Below are 18,012 nucleotides of genomic sequence, written 5' to 3'. Positions count from 1 at the left end.
CGGTCCTTCGTCGGCGATGAGCACCGGGCCGGGCTCAGGCGCGAGGCGGTACCACCGAGATGCGGCTCCTCACGTCGCCGATGGCGCCGTCGAGCACTTCGTCGGACGGGCAGGAGATCGTGACGCCGAGCGCGGTCTGCGGCTGGTTGAACAGCCTCAGGGAGACGGAGCTCGCGGGCGAGGAGTCCGTGGCCGGTTGGCGGAAGGTGAGGAACTCGATGGATGCCAGCGCCTCCGCCGGATTCTCGCCCCAGAGCCAGGTCGACGACGTCAGGTACTCCGGCAGGATGCTCGGGTCGAGGAAGGCGAAGAGCGCCTCGGTGGACGCGCGATCGTCACCCTCGACGACCAGGGGCGTCTGGAGTCCGGTGTACCGCAGCGAGGTCCGGCAGCCCGCCGCGTTCTCGTACACGGACTCGCCGTTGACCATCATGACCCGCAGGGTCCAGCCGTCCGACCGCGTCATGCCGTCCGCGAAGGCCACCGGACCCTCGGTGATGTAGCTCCCGCGGTCGAAGGTCATGTCCTCCCCCACGATCTGCGCGCGGGTCAGGGGCGGGAGGACCGCCGCCGAGGGATCCGCGGTCGGCTCCTGCGGCGCCCCGGGTGTGGACACCGATGTCGGCGGGGCGGAAGCCGGAGGGATCGGCACCTCGATGGTGCAGGCTGTCAGCGCGAGGACCGGTGTCAGCAGCAGCACGGTCCTCGTCAGCCCGGCGAGCGATCCCGCCGTCCCACGCCTCCGCCCCATGCTCGACCGTCCTGTCCTGCCGCTTCCACGACGCCCGGCGGACGCCGCTCCCACTGTAGTGCGGCGGCTCCGCAGCACCATGGGTAGCAGTCCCCATCCTGCTGCCGCCGGTGTCGCCGGGGTCGGATGCGCCCGTCCGCAGCCGTCCGGCGAACTTCCGCTGCCCCTGCTCCGTTGTACGGAATGGCCTCGGCGGTCCCGTACGGGTCGTTTCCCGGCTTTGGAGCCGACGAGCCGCTGCCTCTAGTCTCGGATGACGGGAGTCGCTCGCGAACGACGCCGGGCGGGACGCACCGGCGGAGGCCCGGGACGCGCAGCACACGAGAAGGGTCGGTTCATGGCAGAGACACCACGGAGGTCGTACTACGACGTCCTCGGCGTGTCCCCGGAAGCCGACCCGAAGGACATCAAGGATGCCTACCGCCGCGCCGCCCGCGCCGCCCACCCGGACCTCGGGGGAAGTGCCGCACGCTTCCACGACGTCACCGTCGCCTACGAGACCCTCGGTGACCCGCAGCGGCGGGAGCGGTACGACTCGGACACGGGACGCCGTCGCCCCACCCCGAGCACGGCACCCGCCGCGGCTGCCGGCGCAGGTCGGCGCGCCACGCCGCCGGGCACCACGCGGACGAGTGTCGCGGACGAGGACGCGGCGTCGTCCGCTCCCCTGTACCTGCCGCCGTTCTCACCCTCCGCCCCGCCCGCCGTCCCGCTGGTGCTCGCCGGTCGGCAGGTCCACGGATCGCCCCGCCGTCCGGGCGTCTTCGCCCGCATGTCCGGTGCGGTGCGCTCGCGGATCGACGGCGAGCTCCGCACCGCGGCGCTGCTCGAGCGCGCGCTGATCCCGACCTATCCCGCCGCCCGGCTGGTGAACGGGATCGAGCTGGACGACGCGTCGTCGACCACCGCGGGTCATGTCCTGCTCGCCGGGTACCGTTTGGCCGTCATCGATTCGTTCACCGCACCGCCCGGGAACTTCTCGTGGGACGGACGATCCCTGAGGCACCAGGGGCGGCTCGTCGAGGTTGACCTGTTCCGCACCGTCAGGACGGTGCAGGAGCTCTTCCCCGACTGCAACGTCGCCGGTTGGCTCGTCATCCACGGGGCGCCCGACAATCCCTTCGCCCCGGTGATCGATGTGCCGCCCGCCTTCGACAGGTCCTCCATGACCGTGCCGCAGGTCGTCAACGCGGGCACCGCCGTCCGCACGCTGCGTCAGTTCCTGGCGTCGGGCCCCACGCCCAACGTGGTGCAGCTCCCAGTGCTCGCGCGCTTGCTCGCGGCCGCCGGAAGCTAGGATGGCGAGGTGTTCCGCATCCTCTTCCACACCCCCGAGATCCCCGGTAACACCGGAGCGGCGATCCGCCTCGCCGCTGTCGCGGGTGCGGAACTCCACCTCGTCGAACCGCTCGGATTCAGCCTCGAGGACTCCAAGCTCAAGCGGGCCGGCCTCGACTACCACGATCTGGCCACGCTTCACGTGCATCCGACGCTCGACGACGCCCTCGGCGCCCTCGGACCCGCGCGGGTCTACGCCTTCACGTCCGACGGCGACGTCTCCTACACCGACATCACGTACCAGCCCTCCGACGTCCTCATGTTCGGGCGTGAATCGGACGGCCTCCCCGCCGAGGTGAAGCACGATCCCCGCGTGACGGCGCGTGTCCGCGTACCCATGCTGCCGTCACGGCGCTCACTCAATCTGGCGAACACCGCGTCGATCGTCCTCTACGAAGCCTGGCGGCAACAGGGTTTCACGGGCGCGCAGCGGTGAGTGCCGTTCCAGGAGGCCCTGTGCCCGCCCGTCATCCCGAGTCCACGACCGACAACGCCGCGGAGGACTACGACCTGCTGGCGCCGGCCGTCTGGAACCCTGTGAGCAACGCGGTGGTCGCCGCGGCCGACATCCTTCTCGGTGAGCGCATCCTCGACGTGTTCGCCGGGACCGGCGCGGGCACCATCCCGGCCGCCCAGCTCGCCGGCCCGGACGGTCGCGTCGACGCCGTGGACCGATCCTCGGCGATGCTCGCCCTCGCTGAGGGGAAGGCAGAGGCGCTCGGCCTCGACAACGTCGTGTGCCACCGCCTCGACCCTGCGCGTTGGGTCGCCGACGAGGACTACGACGCGCTGATCAGCTCCTACGGGATCTTCCTGCTCGACGACATGGACGCCGACATGGACCGTCTCGTCCGGCTCCTCCGTCCGGGAGGGCGGGCCGCGGTGAGTGCCTGGGACGACGGCGCCCTCGAGCCGTTCGGCAGCCTGCTCCTCGAGAGCATCGCAGCGGCGGCACCGGTGGGTGGAGCGCCCTCGGACAGCGAAGCGTCGATACCGGCCTTCGTCGAACACTGCAGGAGGGTCGCCTCCGCAGAGAGACTGCAGGTGTGGCTCGAGGGCCGCGGACTCACCGAGGTGTCGGTCGAGAAGCTTGCCCTCACGGTTCCGCTCGATCCGCACCACGCCTGGTCGCTCGCCCTCGGCAGCGGCTACCGGGGCCTGCTCCCCGACGGCCCCGAGGATCGTCGACGTGTGCAGGAGACCTTCCTCGACCTGCTGGGCGATCACTTCGTGCTCAACGCCGACACCCTGATCGGCGTCGGGGTGTTCCAGCCCCTCAGTTAGGTCTCCCGGCGAACCATCCGTCCGACGAACTGCTCCGAATTCAAGGTGGCAGACACTGGGCAGAAGGAACATGAAGGGGTGGTGGAATGGTCACGATGCAGTCGGTCGGCGTCCGCACACCACGCCACGAAACCGCGTATCCTGTTCGGTTTGCGACGGGTGGCGGCCTATGCTGGAGCCCTATGGAAACGCCACGAGCACGACGGGTCAGCGCCATCGCTCCCGCAGCCGACGAGTTGGACGTTGATCCCGATGTCGGGCCCACACTGACCGACCTGCTGCTGCGCGTCGCCCAGCAGGACCGCACTGCGTTCGCGCTCTTCTACGAGCAGACGTCCAAGCGGGTCTACGGTCTCGCCCGGCGGGTCCTCATCGACCCGGATCTGAGTGAGGACGCCACCCAGGAGGTGTACCTCCAGGTGTGGAACACGGCGGACCGGTTCAATCCGGCGTTGGGCAGCCCGATGGCATGGCTCATGACTCTCGCCCACCGTCGTGCCGTCGACAAGGTCCGCTCGGAACAGAGTGCCACGGACCGCGAAGCCCGCTACGGAGCGGCGACGCAGACCATCGACCATGACGACGTCGTGGACACCGTGACGCAGCGCCTGGAGGCCGAGGGCGTGGTGCGGTGTCTGGAGACGCTCACGGCGACGCAACAGGAATCCGTCCGCCTGGCTTACTACGGCGGACTGACGTATCGCGAGGTTGCCGAGAAGCTCGGCGTCGCGGTACCGACCATCAAATCAAGGATCCGCGACGGATTACTTCGCCTCAAGACATGTTTGGGGGTGACCTGAGATGCAGGACAAGGAAATGAACAGACAATTCGCAGACGACCTCGACACGGACCTGGCCCGCGGCCACGTGCTCGAGTGGGCTGAGCTGTACGCGCTCAACGCGATCAGTGCAGACGAACGGCGCGTCATCGATGCGTTCATCGAGAACGCCGACTCGGCGATCGAAGCCACGTTCGCCGAGCGTGTGCGGACGTGTCGCGAGACGGTCACCTCCGCCTACGCGACCGATCAGGTCGAGCCCCCGGGCGATCTCTTCGAGCGCATCGTCGCCCAGCTCCCCGGCGCCGCGCGGCAGGAGCACGGGCAGCAGGGCCCCCTGCGCCTGGTCCCGACCTCGCCGGCCGGCGACGGCCGTGGGGCGGGTGTCGTGCAGGACGACCTCGCCGAGCGACGCAGCGTCAAGGCATCGCGGTCCTCCAGGGCTTCACGCTGGATCGTCGGGGCGGCCGCCGCCGTCGTCATCGCCGTGGGTGGAGTCACCATCGCTCAGAACCTGCAGCCGTCCTCGCTCGAGCAGCAGGTGCTGCTCGAGCGAGGACGTCCGTACGGAGCAGCTTTCCCTCGACCCGGGCGGACGCGCGGAGATCGCCGTCTCCGGCGAGGAGGACGCCGCCGTGGTCACCCTGACCGGCGTGCCGTCGCCGGCGGAGGGCTACGTCTACCAGATGTGGCGCATTCCCGCCGATGGTACTGCTCCGGTGTCCGTGGGGCTCATGACGGGCGACGACGTCGCTGGGACGAGGGTCACCGAACTCGGCGACATCAGTGGCTTCGTCGCCGTCGCGCTCACCGTCGAGCCCGAGGGCGGGTCCGCCACGCCGACTCTTCCCATCGTCGCCGAGATCCCGCTCGGGGCCTGAGCAGCCGAACCACCTCCGGCTCCGGAGACACAGCCCGACCCGGACGGTCCCGTCGCATGAGCGACGGGACCGTCGTCGTGCGGGGTCACTGCCGGGTGACGGCGACGCCGCGGGCGGATGTCGGTGCATGTCGGAGGAGGAGCGAGCGGTTCAGAAGCCCGCGATGGTGCTGTCGGTGTTGATCCCGACAGTATGGAATGACTCCGCGCTCCGGCCGGCGGGCAGCCCTCCACGCACGGCGTTGTCCATGAGGAAGCTGCGGACACGCGTCTGCATGCGCTCGACGTCGGGGTGCTGGCTCTGGTGCGCGGTGATGGCGCGGATCTTCAGGTCCTCGCGTCCGGTCACATCCACGAACCGGTTCTCGAGGTGGGCGGGGCCGCCGTAGAACCACAGCCACGGCACACGGTAGCTCTGCAGGCCCGCGGCCTCGAGCTCCGGATAGGCGAACGGATTCTCGACCGCGGGGTACACGGCCCGCGTGACGGCCTCCCCGCACGCCAGATGGTCGGGGTGGCTCTTCTGGATGCGGTCCCAGCTCCGCTCGGGATGCATCGACAGGACGACGTCGGGGCGCATCCGCCGCATGTGACGCACGATCTCCCGGATGAGGTCGTGATCGACCTCGAGGTGACCGTCGGGTTGGCCCAGGAAGCTGACGTCGGACACACCGACGATGGCCGCGGCCGCCCTCTGCTCGTCGCGGCGGAGTGCAGTCACGCCCGGTCGGTCCTCATCGGAGAAACCCCCGGCGTCGCCGTCGGTGAGGATGCAGTAGCTCACCTCGACCCCCGCTGCCGTCCAGCCCGCCACGGTCCCCGCGGCGCCGAAGTCGATGTCGTCGGGATGAGCTGCGAACACGAGGACCCGTTCGGGCAGGTCCCCCTCGGCACCGATGTCCGCGGTCACAGTCCGCGCTTCCGGATCTCCTCGGTGGCCTGCGGCAGCACGGTGAAGAGATCACCCACGATCCCGAAGTCGGCGATCTCGAACACCGGCGAGTCGGCGTCCTTGTTGATGGCGACGATCACCTTCGACGTCTGCATCCCGGCCTTCTGCTGGATGGCACCGGAGATGCCGACGGAGATGTACAGCTGCGGCGAGACCGTCTTGCCGGTCTGGCCGATCTGCGCCGAGTGTTCGATCCACCCTGCATCCGTCGCGGCACGTGACGCTCCGACCGCTCCTCCCAGCGCGTCCGCGAGGTCCTCGAGGGGGGCGAAATCGCCGTCGACGCCTCGACCCCCGGCCACGATCACCCGGGCCTCGGTGAGCGCAGGCCTGCCGCTCACCGGCTTGTCCACGCGCCCGGTGATGCGTGCGACGGAGGCGGGGAGATCCACGGGAATGCTGGTCAGTCGTGGGGAGGAGGGCACTCCGGCCTCCGTTGCCTCGATGCTGTTGGGCTTGACGGTCAGGATCGAGATGTCCGTGGTGGCCGTGCACCGTACGGTGTAGGACCCCGCGAAGTCCGCCTTCACCGCGGTGAGCCCTTCCTCGAGCCCGACGACGTCCGTGATGACCCCGGCGTTCAGACGGATACCCGCACGCGCCGCGATCTCCTTCGATTCGTACGAGTTGCCCAGCAGCACGACGGTCGCTCCGACGTGTCGGACGGCTGCCACCACGAAGGCGGCCTTCCCGGCGACGAGCACGTCCGACACGTCGGCGACCTCCGGGCGGAGGCATTCCTCGACCCCGTAGGACCCGATGCCGTCGAGGTAGGCCTGGTCGGCCTCGCCGGCGAGTGCAACGGTCACCGTGCCGAGGCTCGCGCCGAGGGACAGGAGCTCCCGCTCGCTCTTGGCGAGGCTCGCTCCGGCGTGGTCGAGGACGACGAGGACGCTGGTCATGATGGTTCTCCTGAGAATACTTCTCGGCTGGGGCGGGGGACTGGCGCGAGCGCTAGAGGAGCTTCTGGCCGGCGAGGAAGTCGACGAGCCGGACACCCGCATCGCCCTCGTCCGTGATGACCACTCCCTGTGATCGTGCAGGCCGCGGCGCCGCCTCCTCGACCCTCGTCCAGGAACCGGCGAACCCCACGTCCGTCGGCGCGAGGCCGACGTCGGCCAGCGAGAGCACGCGGATCTGCTTCTTCTTGGCCGCCATGATGCCCTTGAAGTTCGGGTACCGGGGATCGTTGATCTGGTCCGTCACCGACACGAGCGCGGGCAACGATGCCTCGATGGTTTCGGCGAACGTGTCGTTGTCGCGTCGCGCAGTGACCGTCCACCCCGCGGTGCGGTCCCCTGCGACGTCGAGCGACGCGGCGAACGTCACCTGGGGGAGGTCGAGGCGCTCGGCCAGCTGGGCCGGGACGATCGAGGTCTCGCCGTCGGTCGAGGCCATACCGGTGAGGATCAGGTCGAAGGGCCCCTCGTGGGCGAGGAGCGACGCGAGGGCGCGCGACGTGGCGGAGGCGTCCGAGCCGTGGAGGGCGTCGTCCGTGAGGTGGACGCCGTCGTCGGCGCCGATCTGCAGCGACTTCTTCACGGCCGCGACCGCAGCCGCCGGGCCCATGGTGAGAGCCGTGACGCGGTGTCCTGCTGCCGAGCCACCCTTGGCCTCCACGAGTTGCAGCGCGGCTTCGAGGGCGTACTCGTCGAGCTCGGAGAGGATGCTCTCGGTCCGCACCGTCGTCAGGTCGTCGCCACCGATGTGGCGGTCGAACTGAGCGTCGGGAACATGCTTCACCAGGACCGCGATGCGCAGTCCTTCCAGCGTGGCCTCGTCCATTGATGACCTTCCTCGTCGCGGGGATCTTCCCGGGCACTAGCTAACCACAGGGCGGCGACACTCCCGGAGCAGTCCCGCCGAGCGCGCGAGGGGCGGTCCCGGATGGGACCGCCCCTGTTCGTCACATCGCCGGTCGCGGACCTCGCGCCCGGCGTCGGACCGTTACGGCGTCGGCGCCTGCGTCAGGGTGACGTCGATGGTCCGGGCCTGTCCGTCCCGGAGGATCTCGATCGGCACCTGCTGCCCCACGGTCTGGATCCTCACGGCGGCCGTGAGCGACTGCGGGTCGGTGACCGTGTACGTGCCGACCTTCGTGATGACGTCCCCCACCTGCAGTTCGGCCTGTTCGGCCGGCGAGCCCGGCTCCACGGAGCCGACCAGCGCGCCCGACGAGAAGGTCGATTCGCTCTGCGTCCCTTCATCTGAGGCGGCCGTGACGCTGACCCCGAGGAAACCGTGGGTCGCCTCGCCGTCGGAGATGATCTCGTTCGCGATGCGGCTCGCGTAGTTGATCGGGATGGAGAAGCCGACGCCGATATTGCCCGTGGATTCGCCCGAACCTCCGGAGGCGATCGCCACGTTCACACCGATGATCCGCCCGTCCGCATCCACGAGGGCGCCTCCGGAATTACCCTGGTTGATCGCGGCATCCGTCTGGATGACGTTCAGGTAGATGGACCCCTGCGGCTGCGGTTGCTGCTGTCCCGAACCTCCCGGCGGCAGGAAGTTGAAGCCTTCGCCGTCGTCGGACCCGCTGTCGTCCGTCTGCTCCTCGGGAACCGCGGAGGAGGCGACGCTGATGGTGCGGTTGAGTGTCGAGACGATGCCGTCGGTGACGGTCCCGCTGAGGCCGAGCGGCGCGCCGATGGCGATGGCCGTGTCCCCCACGTTGAGCTCGTCCGAGTTCCCGAGTGTCGCGGCCGTGAGATCCGGCGCGTCGATCTTGATCACCGCGAGGTCACTGAGCGGATCGGTTCCCACGACCGTCGCGGGGAAGACCCGGCCGTCGTTGAGCTTGACCTCGACCGTCGGGTCTGACACCTGCCCGCCGAGGGTCACCACGTGCGTGTTCGTGAGGATGTGTCCGTCGGTGTCGAGGATGATGCCGGAACCGGATCCACCCGATCCCCCGCCGCTCACCGCGATGGTCACCACGCTCGGCGAGGCGGTGACCGCGGCGCCCGTGATCGTGTTCACGTCGTCCGTGTTGTTGACGACGATCGACTCGGGTGCGGCCTGCGAGGAACCGGAGGGCGCCGAGTCGTCGAAGGCGCTCGTCGCCGCTCCGGCGACGCCGCCGCCGATCAGTCCCGCGACGAGGACGCCTGCGGCGAACGTCCCCAGACCGACCCTCCTGCGTTCCTTCGCGGGCGCGGCCCCTGGGCCCTGTGACGACGCGCCGTAGCCGCTCTGTCCGCCGTAGAAGGGCTGGTGGCCTGCGTAGGCCGGGTGCGGCGTTGCCGCGTCGTGATCGTGAGCGGACTGCTGACCCGGCTGCTGACCGAACCTCTGACGATCGTCGCCGTGATCGGGCGTCCGCTCGACGGCGGACTGCTGCGCGGTCGGGGCGCCCGTCGTCGGCTGGGCCGTCGTCGCGGGGTAGTCGTCCGAGCCGGGACCTCCCGGACCCTGCGCCCCGCCGCCGTCGGGCGTGCCGCCCTGGCCGGCCGCCGGCTGGGAACCCCAGCCGCTCCCCCACGACGGCGGATTCTGCGGTTGCGGAGGAAGCGGGCGATCGCTGTTGCCCTGAGTACCTGGCTGCTCGTTCATCGGAGGTCCTTTCGTTGCTGTTGACCACAGCATGGCAAGCTTCGCTGGGCTTCGAGCACGTGTTCGCTGAACGCATTCTGGGAGGTCGCTGGGTTGTCCCCGGACGAAGAGGTGACCGTTCGCCGGTTCTCCAGTATCACCCGCAGCGCCGACGGCCCGTTGAGTTCGGTGCGGCGGGCACAACGGCTGCGACCGACGACGCCGAGTGCCAGCCGGAGCGCGAACGCCCGGCGGCACGGCGTGCGGCGGAGCCGACGACGCCGCACGCCGCCGGCCGCGGTGTCGTCAAGCGTTCGCTGGTGGCACAGCGGTGACGGTGGACGCTCCAGGAGGCCAACCATAGAATCGGGAACACGGAGCCTCCGGCGTCCGCCTGACCCGATCCGGGACCGGCGCAGTCCGGAGGGCGTGCTGAAGGGTCGAGAATGCGAATGTTGAGCGGGCGCGCGAGCGTCGCCACCGTCCTGGGCGCCCTCGTGGCCCTGCCGCTGATGACGAGCACGGCCGCCGCCGCGGACGAGCCGGTGACCTTCCCGTCCGGTGACTACGTCGTGGACACGGCCGGCGTTCTCTCGGACCGCGAGGAGAGTGTGCTCGAGGCGGAGATCGAGCAGTTGCGCTCCGAGGACGACTTCACGCTGCGCATCGCCTACGTGAACACCCTCGAAAACCCGTCGGATCCTGATGCGTGGGCCCGGAGCACCTTGGACCTCAACGCGTCCGACCCCCAGTCCGCCCTGCTGGCGGTCAGGCTGCAGCCGGGGACGGCCCGCTTCGGAGCAGCGGAGGGTTCAGCGCTCGCCGACCAGGACGACGCGATCTACAACCGCTACATCGGTCCCGAGCTGGAGGCCGGTGAGTTCGGCACCGCAGGCCTCGCCGCCGTCGACGGGATCCGTGCGGCGCTCTCGGGGTCCGGCGGCGCGGGCACGTCGAACGGCGGAACGTCCAGGGGCACTACAGATTCCACGGCTGGAAGCGGCCTCGGTGGCCTGGTGCTGGTGGGCGGCCTGGTGGCGGTCGCCGGGGCCGGCGGTTACCTCCTGCTGAAGAATCGCAGCAGCGGCCAGAGTAAACGGGAGCAGTACGGGTACGGCCCCACTTCCCCGCCGGGCGGCGGTGAGCCCGTCGATCCGCTCGCGTCCGTGAGCGTGGAGGATCTCCGCAAGCGGGCGGGGAGCCTGCTCGTAGCGGCCGACGACGCCATCAAGTCCAGTGAGCAGGAGCTCGGGTTCGCCGAGGCCCAGTACGGCAGTGACGCGATCGCGACGTTCTCCTCCGACATCGCCGCTGCCCGTCAGCACATGAGCGAGTCCTTCAAGCTCCAGCAGCAACTGGACGACCACACCCCCGACACCGAGCAGCAGCAGCGCCAGTGGCTCGGTGAGATCATCCGGCGGTGCGAGGACGTCAACGCGTCGCTCCAGGCCCACAAGGCCGATTTCGACGCCCTGAGGGAACTCGAGAAGAACGCACCGGAGGCCTTGAGCCGCGCGCAGGCCGCCGCCGACGCCGCCGGTACGCGCTTCGCCGATGCCGAGCGGTCGTTGCGGACACTGCAGACCCGTTACCTGGAGACCGCCACCACCCAGGTGGCCGACAACATCGACCAGGCGCGCGAGCGGCTCAGCTTCGTGGGCAGCGCGTCCACCGAGGCGCAGGCGCGCATGGCCGAGGGCGACACGGGCCGCGCCGTCATCGCCGTCCGTGCGGCCGAGGAAGCGGTGCACCAGAGCACGGTGCTGCTCGACGCCATCGACAAGCGCTCCGAGGAGCTCCGGGCAGCGGAGGCCGAGCTGGAACGGGCGCTGCCGGAGGCCGAACAGGATCTCGCGCAGGCCCAGGCCATGGACCGGACCGGGCAGTACCACGACCTCGCGGGTCCCATCGCCGCGATGCAGTCCACCGTGACGACCGTCCGTCAGGAACGGCAGAGTGCCCGGAGCAACCCCTTGGCGCTCCTGCAGCGCCTCGAGACCGCGCACAGGCAGCTGGACGCGGCACTCGGAGGCGTGCGCGACCAGGAGGAGAACGCGCGACGGGCCCAGGGCGCCCTCCAGCACGCGATCATCGCGGCGCAGTCGAGCATCTCGGGAACGTCCGACTACATCCGCGCCAGGCGTGGCGGCGTGGGCAGCGAGGCGAGAACACGTCTCGCCGAAGCCGAACGGAACCTCGACCACGCCGTCCAGCTGCAACGGACCGATCCGGTGACGGCCCTCTCCCACGCGCAGCAGGCCTCCGCCCTCGCCGACCAGGCGGCGCAGCTCGCGGAACAGGACGTCGACGGCTTCGGCGGCCGCGGCCTCGGCGCCGGAGGAATGTACGGCGGCCGTGGTGACGGCATGGGCGGGGCGCTGCTCGGCGGCATCCTGCTCGGCTCCGTCCTGAACGGCGGCGGCTTCGGTGGTGGCTTCGGCGGCGGCTTCGGCGGCGGAGGAGGCGGCGACGGGGGCTTCGGTGGTGACGGCGGAAGCTTCGGCGGAGGCGGTTTCGGCGGGTTCGGCGGAGGGGACTTCGGCGGCGGCGACTTCGGCGGCGGCGACTTCTGATCGTTCCCCCGCACCGGCACGGCCAGCAGGACCACAGACCAGCACGAAGAATCGAAAGGGAGATCAATGGTGAAGCAGTCAATTTTCGGCAGGATCGCACAACTCACACGAGCGAACATCAACTCGTTGCTCGATCAGGCCGAGGACCCGCAGAAGATGCTCGACCAGATGGTCCGCGACTACACCAACAGCATCGCCGAGGCGGAGAGCGCGGTCGCCCAGACCATCGGCAACCTGCGGATGATGCAGGACGACTACAACGAGGACGTCGAGAACGCGCGTAGCTGGGGCAACAAGGCACTGGCTGCCTCCCGGAAGGCGGACGAGTACCGCACCTCGGGTGACACCGCGGACGCGCAGAAGTTCGACAACCTCGCGAAGGTGGCGATCCAGCGTCAGATGGCCGCGGAGAACGAGGCCAAGGGTGCCGAGCCCACGATCGCCTCGCAGACCGAGATCGTCGACAAGCTCAAGGACGGCCTCAACCAGATGAAGGGCAAGCTCGGTGAGCTCACGGTCAAGCGGGACCAGCTCATCGCCCGCGCCCGCACCGCGCAGGCGCAGCAGCAGGTCCACGACGCCGTCAAGAGCATCGACTTCATGGACCCGACCAGCGAGGTCGGCAGGTTCGAGGAGAAGATCCGGCGCGAGGAGGCCAAGGTCCGCGGTCAGCAGGAGCTCGCGTCGTCGAGCCTGGACTCGCAGTTCGAGAGCCTCGAGGATCTCGGCGAGCAGACGGAGATCGAGGCCCGGCTCGCCGCGCTGAAGTCCGGGACCGGCGGGCAGTCCGCCATCGGGCAGGGTGCGCAGGGTGCGGCGCCGACCGCCTCGCCCGCGACGAGCGGCGAGACGACCTACTGAGTTCTCGACGTACCCGACGGAGGGGACCGTGGCCTTCTCGGCCGCGGTCCCCTCCGTCGTCAAGGCTCCCCCTCTGTCAGAGGTCGCAGGTACATTGATCGTCATGGCTGTAACTCTGATGTGGTTCCGGGACGACCTGCGTATCTCCGACAATCCCGCCCTGATCGCGGCGGCGGAGAGCGGTGACGACGTCGTCGCCTGCTACGTCCTCGACGAGGAGACGGACGGCATGAGACCGCTCGGCGGGGCGTCGAAGTGGTGGCTGCACCATTCGCTCGCAGCGCTCGCCGAGGACCTCGAGGACCTCGGTATCCCGCTGGTCCTGCGGCGAGGACCTGCCGGCGATGTGCTGCCCGGCATCGTGGAGGAAGCATCGGCCCACGCCGTCGTGTGGAACCGCCGCTATGGCCTGGCGGAGCGCACCATCGACGCGACCCTGAAGGGATCCTTCGGTGAACAGGGCATCGAGGCCACGAGCTTCCAGGCCAACCTGATGTACGAACCGTGGGAGGTCACCTCCGGCGCAGGCGAGGCCTACAAGGTCTTCACACCGTTCTGGCGGGCCTGCCTGGCCTCACGCACACCCCGCAAGCCCCTCTCGTCGCCCACGGCGCTCCACGGCCCCCGTCTCGCCTCCGACGACCTCGCGTCCTGGACGCTGCTGCCGACCACGCCCGACTGGGCGCAGGGTCTGCGGGACACTTGGACCCCCGGGGAGTCGGGTGCGCACCGGCGGCTCGATCTGTTCCTCGAGTCCGCCGTCCACGGCTACAAGGACAAGCGGAACCTCCCCGCGGTCCAGGGCACCAGCATGCTGTCCCCGCACCTTCGCTTCGGCGAGATCAGCCCGTTCGAGGTGTGGCACGCCGCCCAGGCCCACAAGAACAGTGCGACGGCCGAGGACATCCGCGTGTACGGCTCGGAGCTCGGATGGAGGGAGTTCAGCTGGCAATTGCTCTACTTCAATCCGGAGCTCGCCACGGTGAACTACCGCCCCGAGTTCAACGCATTCACCTGGGAGGAATCGACCGAGACGGAGCTCGAGGCGTGGCAGCGGGGCCGTACGGGCTATCCGTTCGTCGACGCCGGCATGCGCCAGATGTGGGACATCGGGTGGATGCACAACCGTGTACGGATGGCGACGGCATCCTTCCTCATCAAGAACCTCATGATCGACTGGCGCATCGGCGAACAGTTCTTCTGGGACTGCCTCGTCGACGCCGACGCGGCGAGCAATGCGGCGAGCTGGCAGTGGGTCGCCGGATCGGGTGCGGACGCGAGCCCCTATTTCCGCATCTTCAACCCTGTGCTGCAGAGCAAGAAGTTCGACCCAGATGGCGCGTATCTCAGGCGTTTCGTGCCCGAGCTCGCGAATGCGGAGAACATCCACGAGCCCTGGAAAGGATCGGCTCCTGAATACCCGGACCCGATCGTGGATCTCAAGGAGAGCAGGGAGCGCGCCCTGAGCGCGTACAAGGCCCTCTCGGGGAGCTGACCGGAGCCGTCCCTCTGCAGCTCCCGTCCAGGAGCCGCAGAGGGCCTCCGGCTCGTCGTCGTCGGCCTTCGTCCACGGCGCCGGGCGGTCACCGATCACCTCTCGACCGCAGACCACGAAAAAGTCCGGCTCACCCTCAGGTGAACCGGACTTTCTCTTCCGTTGCGGGGACAGGATTTGAACCTGTGACCTCTGGGTTATGAGCCCAGCGAGCTACCGAACTGCTCCACCCCGCGGCGTGAATACAACGTTACCGGGTAGTGGGCGGGGAGGCAAATCGAACTCCTCCCCGCCCGGTCCCGACCGGTCCGGCGATCAGCCGCCGGCGGCCGCGGAGGAGCGTTCCTCCGCGTCGAGTGCCCTCTGCAGGGCGTCCTGCAGGCGGGTCTGGGCTTCGCCATATGCTGCGAAGTCACCGTCCGCGAGCGCCGCGTTACCTTCCTGGATGGCCGTGTTGGCGTCCTCGAGCGCAGTCCGGAGATCGGCGGCCGGATCGTCCGTCGCGCCACCCGGGGTTTCACCCGCGCCGGGCGCGGGAGTGGGCGCCGGGGTGGGAGTTGCTCCACCCTCGGCCGGCGGTGTCGCAGGATCCTCCGGCGTCTCGCCGACGTTGTCCTCGTCGCCCGTCGTCGCTCCCGAGCTACCGCCGAACACCTGGTCCAGCGCCTCGGCGAGCGTGGGCGCGAAGCCGACCGTCTCCCCGAAACTCACGAGTACACGTCGCAGGACGGGGAAGGACGAACTTCCCGACGACTGCACGTACACCGGCTGCACGTACGCGATACCTCCACCGATCGGCAGGGTCAGCAGATTGCCGTTGATGACCTCGGACGCACCCTGACGCAGGAGGTTCAGCTCCTGCGACACCGTGGTGTCCGAGTTGAAGAGGTTCTGGGCCTGCCCGGGACCGACGACCGAATCGATACCCGAGCTGTCCAGCAGCGTCAGCTGGCCGTACGTCTCGCTCTTGACGCCGTCCTCCCCTGTTCCTGCGTCGCCATTGGCGGCGAGGAAGCCGTACAGGACGTTACGGGGAGTCTGTCCCGGTGGGACGAACGGGATGTAGGGGGTGGTCAAGGAGAACGCCGTCTCCTCCTGACCCTCCTCCTGGCCCGGCATCTGCAGGGTCAGGTAGAAGGGTGGCTGACGGTTCGCCGTGGTCGCAGCGGCCGCGTCCGTGCCCTCGCCCGGATCCGACGGGACGCTCCACGCCTCGCTGTTGTCGAAGAACTCGTTGGTCGCCGTGACGTGGTAGCGCGACAGGAGCTCGCGCTGCACCTTAAAGAGATCCTCGGGGTAGCGCACGTGCGCCATGAGGTCCGCGGACATCTCGCTGTAGGGCTGCAGGGACGAGGGGTACACGTTCTGCCAGGACTTCAGGACCGGGTCCTGGTCGTCCCAGGCGTAGAGGTCCACCGAACCGTCGTACGCGTCGACCGTCGCCTTGACCGCGTTGCGGATGTAGTTGATCCGCTCTGCCGGCAGAGCCGTCGCGAGACCGCCGGCCGTCTGTGAATCCTGCGTCGCGGTGTCCAGCGCCTGCTGCTGCGAGTACGGGAAGTTCGCGCTGGTCGTGTACCCGTCGATGATCCACTTCACGCGACCGTCGACGATCGCCGGGTAGCTGTTGCCGTCGAGGGTGAGGTAGGGCGCGACCTTACGCACGCGCTCCACCGGATCGCGGTCGTACAGGATCTGGGACTCGGCGTTGACCTGGTCGGAGAGCAGCAGGTCGGTCGACTGGAACTTCAGGGCGTAGACCAGGCGGTTGAAGGCGTTCCCGACGTCGGGGCCGCCCTCACCACGGAAGGTCGTCCTCGAGTCGGTGTCCGAGTTCTCGTCCTGGGGACGGTCGATCTCCGCCGGCGCAGTGCCCTCCGGTGCGCCCACCACGGAGTACTCGGGCGAGGTCTCACCGAAGTAGATCCGCGGCTCGTACGTGGACTCGTCGCCGAGCACGCCGGTCGACGGGATGCCCGACTGCAGGAATTCGGGGCGACCATCGGGCTGCACCGTGGAACCGGCCGCCGCGACGACCCCGTAGCCGTGGGTGTAGAACGCGCGCTCGTTGACCCAGCCCTCCGGGACACCGTTGGTATCGAGCTCGCGCACCGCGATCACGGTGTCCTGGATCTCGCCGTCGATCTCGTACCGGTCGACGTTGAGCGTCTCCGGGAACTGGTAGTACTGCCTGAACTGCTGCAGCTGGCTGAAGGCGTCGGACACCAGGTTCGGATCGAGCAGACGGATGTTCGCCGTCGTCTCCCCGTCCTCGTTGAGTGCACCTGCTGCCGGAGTCGCGACCGGCTCGTAATCGCGCACCTGGACGTCGTCGAGCCCGTAGGCCTCCCGTGTCAGGTCGATGTTGCGGTCGATGAAGTCCCGCTCCGCGTTGAGCTGGGAGGGATCCACTTGGAAGCGCTGCACGATCGAGGGGTACACGCCACCCGCGAGCAGAGCGGTGATGATGAGCATCGCGGATCCGATGAGCGGCAGCCGCCACCGGCCGATGAACGCCGATGCGACGAACAGGGCGGCGACGATCACGGCGGCGACGGCCAGGATGGCCTTCGTGGGGATCACGGCGTTGACATCGGTGTAGAGCGCCCCGGCCCACGTGCCCTGGTTGAGCAGGGTGTCGTAGCGATCGAGCCAGTAGTTCACACCCTGCAGCACCAGGAACACCGCGGCCACGACCGCGATCTGGATCCGCGCCGCCTTCGTCGTGAAGAGTCCCTTCTCCTCGAGGCGGATGCCGCCGTAGAGGTAGTGCGTCAGGATCGTCGCGATGGCGCTGATGATGACCACGCTGATGAGGAAACTGGTCACGAAGCTCAGGAACGGCAGCGTGAACATGTAGAACGAGAAGTCCATGCCGAACTCGGGGTCTTCGCGACCGAACGGCTCCTGGTTGAGGAAGAGCAGCACATCCTGCCACTGCGAGGACGCCGCGGTGCCCGCGAAGGCGCCGAGGACCACGGGGATACCGAGCATCAGCAGGCGGCGAATGGGCTCCAGCTGCGCCTGGTACCGGTTCAGGTTGTCCTGGATGGCGCTGTCCGGCGCATAGATGGGGCGGCTGCGGAACGCGATGCGCAGACTCAGGAACACGGCTCCGGCCATGACCAGGAACGCCACGAGGAACAAGGCGATCCTGGCGAGGTTCTGCGTGACGAACACTTCGAGGAAGCCGAGCTGGTTGTACCAGAGCACATCGGCGTACACCTGCGAGAGGTAGACGAAAGCGATCACGATCACCGCCACCACGATGATGGTGGGGATCAGCGGACTACGGCGGCGACGTGCTGCTGCACTCGCCGGGCTCGGGCTGCTGCCGAACGGACGGTCTGGTCCGGATGTCACATCTACCTCATCGTTAGCTGCTGCGGGTCACGACGACGGCTGCTTCCCCTGCTGACCCGAGCCGAACACGACGGAGGCCGACGGGGAGAAGGGCCCATCGTTAGTCATTCTGCCCTGTTCACGTTCGGCCGGACCACTTAGGTTCCCCGCCGGCTGCCGTCGTCGTCCGATCGTCACCCAAACGTGTCCTGCCGGGTCTTGC

General features: G+C 68.9%; 14 protein-coding genes, 1 tRNA gene and 1 pseudogene. 9 read left to right on the top strand and 7 right to left on the bottom strand.

The window, feature by feature from the left end; all coding sequences use genetic code 11:
• Nucleotides 1–34: 34 nt before the first annotated feature.
• Nucleotides 35–751 (bottom strand): hypothetical protein, encoded by a 717-nt coding sequence (locus tag AC4D12_RS04555; RefSeq protein ID WP_490948703.1) that lies wholly within the window; start codon nucleotides 749–751, stop codon nucleotides 35–37.
• A 337-nt stretch (nucleotides 752–1,088) separates the two neighbouring features.
• Between AC4D12_RS04555 and AC4D12_RS04550 the strand changes: the two genes are divergently transcribed.
• The 6 genes and pseudogenes from AC4D12_RS04550 to AC4D12_RS04525 all read left to right on the top strand — a co-directional run bounded on the left by AC4D12_RS04550 (nucleotide 1,089) and on the right by AC4D12_RS04525 (nucleotide 5,033).
• On the top strand, nucleotides 1,089–2,048 hold the full coding sequence (locus tag AC4D12_RS04550; RefSeq protein WP_490948702.1) for a J domain-containing protein: 960 nt from the start codon (nucleotides 1,089–1,091) through the stop codon (nucleotides 2,046–2,048).
• A gap of 9 nt (nucleotides 2,049–2,057) precedes the next feature.
• Complete coding sequence (locus AC4D12_RS04545; protein ID WP_490948701.1) at nucleotides 2,058–2,525, top strand: tRNA (cytidine(34)-2'-O)-methyltransferase; 468 nt, start codon at nucleotides 2,058–2,060, stop codon at nucleotides 2,523–2,525.
• A gap of 20 nt (nucleotides 2,526–2,545) precedes the next feature.
• Nucleotides 2,546–3,373 (top strand): class I SAM-dependent methyltransferase, encoded by an 828-nt coding sequence (locus tag AC4D12_RS04540; RefSeq protein WP_490948700.1) that lies wholly within the window; start codon nucleotides 2,546–2,548, stop codon nucleotides 3,371–3,373.
• Nucleotides 3,374–3,555: 182 nt separating this feature from the next.
• On the top strand, nucleotides 3,556–4,173 hold the full coding sequence (sigK, locus tag AC4D12_RS04535; protein ID WP_490948699.1) for an ECF RNA polymerase sigma factor SigK: 618 nt from the start codon (nucleotides 3,556–3,558) through the stop codon (nucleotides 4,171–4,173).
• 1 nt (nucleotide 4,174) lies between these two features.
• A pseudogene (locus AC4D12_RS04530) lies at nucleotides 4,175–4,321 on the top strand (RskA family anti-sigma factor); the annotation flags it as partial.
• Nucleotides 4,305–5,033, top strand: coding sequence for an anti-sigma factor (locus AC4D12_RS04525; protein ID WP_490948698.1), 729 nt, complete (start codon nucleotides 4,305–4,307; stop codon nucleotides 5,031–5,033). The pseudogene AC4D12_RS04530 and the gene AC4D12_RS04525, both read left to right, overlap by 17 nt.
• A gap of 150 nt (nucleotides 5,034–5,183) precedes the next feature.
• Here AC4D12_RS04525 and AC4D12_RS04520 read toward each other — a convergent pair whose 3' ends face one another.
• The 4 genes from AC4D12_RS04520 to AC4D12_RS04505 all read right to left on the bottom strand — a co-directional run bounded on the left by AC4D12_RS04520 (nucleotide 5,184) and on the right by AC4D12_RS04505 (nucleotide 9,539).
• On the bottom strand, nucleotides 5,184–5,942 hold the full coding sequence (locus AC4D12_RS04520) for a PIG-L deacetylase family protein (protein WP_490948697.1): 759 nt from the start codon (nucleotides 5,940–5,942) through the stop codon (nucleotides 5,184–5,186).
• Nucleotides 5,939–6,886, bottom strand: a complete 948-nt coding sequence (locus tag AC4D12_RS04515; protein WP_490948696.1) for an electron transfer flavoprotein subunit alpha/FixB family protein — start codon at nucleotides 6,884–6,886, stop codon at nucleotides 5,939–5,941. The genes AC4D12_RS04520 and AC4D12_RS04515 overlap by 4 nt, the downstream gene beginning before the upstream one ends.
• Nucleotides 6,887–6,938: 52 nt before the next feature.
• Nucleotides 6,939–7,769: an electron transfer flavoprotein subunit beta/FixA family protein gene (locus AC4D12_RS04510; protein WP_490948695.1), complete on the bottom strand. Its 831-nt coding sequence runs from the start codon at nucleotides 7,767–7,769 to the stop codon at nucleotides 6,939–6,941.
• 162 nt (nucleotides 7,770–7,931) lie between these two features.
• Nucleotides 7,932–9,539, bottom strand: a complete 1,608-nt coding sequence (locus tag AC4D12_RS04505; protein WP_490948694.1) for a trypsin-like peptidase domain-containing protein — start codon at nucleotides 9,537–9,539, stop codon at nucleotides 7,932–7,934.
• 425 nt (nucleotides 9,540–9,964) lie between these two features.
• Between AC4D12_RS04505 and AC4D12_RS04500 the strand changes: the two genes are divergently transcribed.
• The 3 genes from AC4D12_RS04500 to AC4D12_RS04490 all read left to right on the top strand — a co-directional run bounded on the left by AC4D12_RS04500 (nucleotide 9,965) and on the right by AC4D12_RS04490 (nucleotide 14,447).
• Complete coding sequence (locus AC4D12_RS04500; RefSeq protein ID WP_490948693.1) at nucleotides 9,965–12,091, top strand: TPM domain-containing protein; 2,127 nt, start codon at nucleotides 9,965–9,967, stop codon at nucleotides 12,089–12,091.
• A gap of 66 nt (nucleotides 12,092–12,157) precedes the next feature.
• Nucleotides 12,158–12,952, top strand: coding sequence for a PspA/IM30 family protein (locus AC4D12_RS04495; RefSeq protein ID WP_490948692.1), 795 nt, complete (start codon nucleotides 12,158–12,160; stop codon nucleotides 12,950–12,952).
• Nucleotides 12,953–13,055: 103 nt separating this feature from the next.
• Nucleotides 13,056–14,447: a cryptochrome/photolyase family protein gene (locus AC4D12_RS04490; protein ID WP_490948691.1), complete on the top strand. Its 1,392-nt coding sequence runs from the start codon at nucleotides 13,056–13,058 to the stop codon at nucleotides 14,445–14,447.
• A gap of 162 nt (nucleotides 14,448–14,609) precedes the next feature.
• Here the strand turns inward: AC4D12_RS04490 and AC4D12_RS04485 are convergent.
• Both AC4D12_RS04485 and AC4D12_RS04480 read right to left on the bottom strand, forming a co-directional pair.
• Nucleotides 14,610–14,683 (bottom strand) — tRNA-Met (locus AC4D12_RS04485).
• A gap of 79 nt (nucleotides 14,684–14,762) precedes the next feature.
• Nucleotides 14,763–17,810, bottom strand: a complete 3,048-nt coding sequence (locus AC4D12_RS04480; protein WP_490948690.1) for a UPF0182 family membrane protein — start codon at nucleotides 17,808–17,810, stop codon at nucleotides 14,763–14,765.
• Between the last annotated feature and the right edge of the window lie 202 nt (nucleotides 17,811–18,012).

Source organism: Arthrobacter sp. TJ-266 (genome assembly GCF_058269115.1).
The sequence above is the reverse complement of the archived record's forward strand: the minus strand, read 5'-3'. Positions and strand labels throughout refer to the sequence as shown.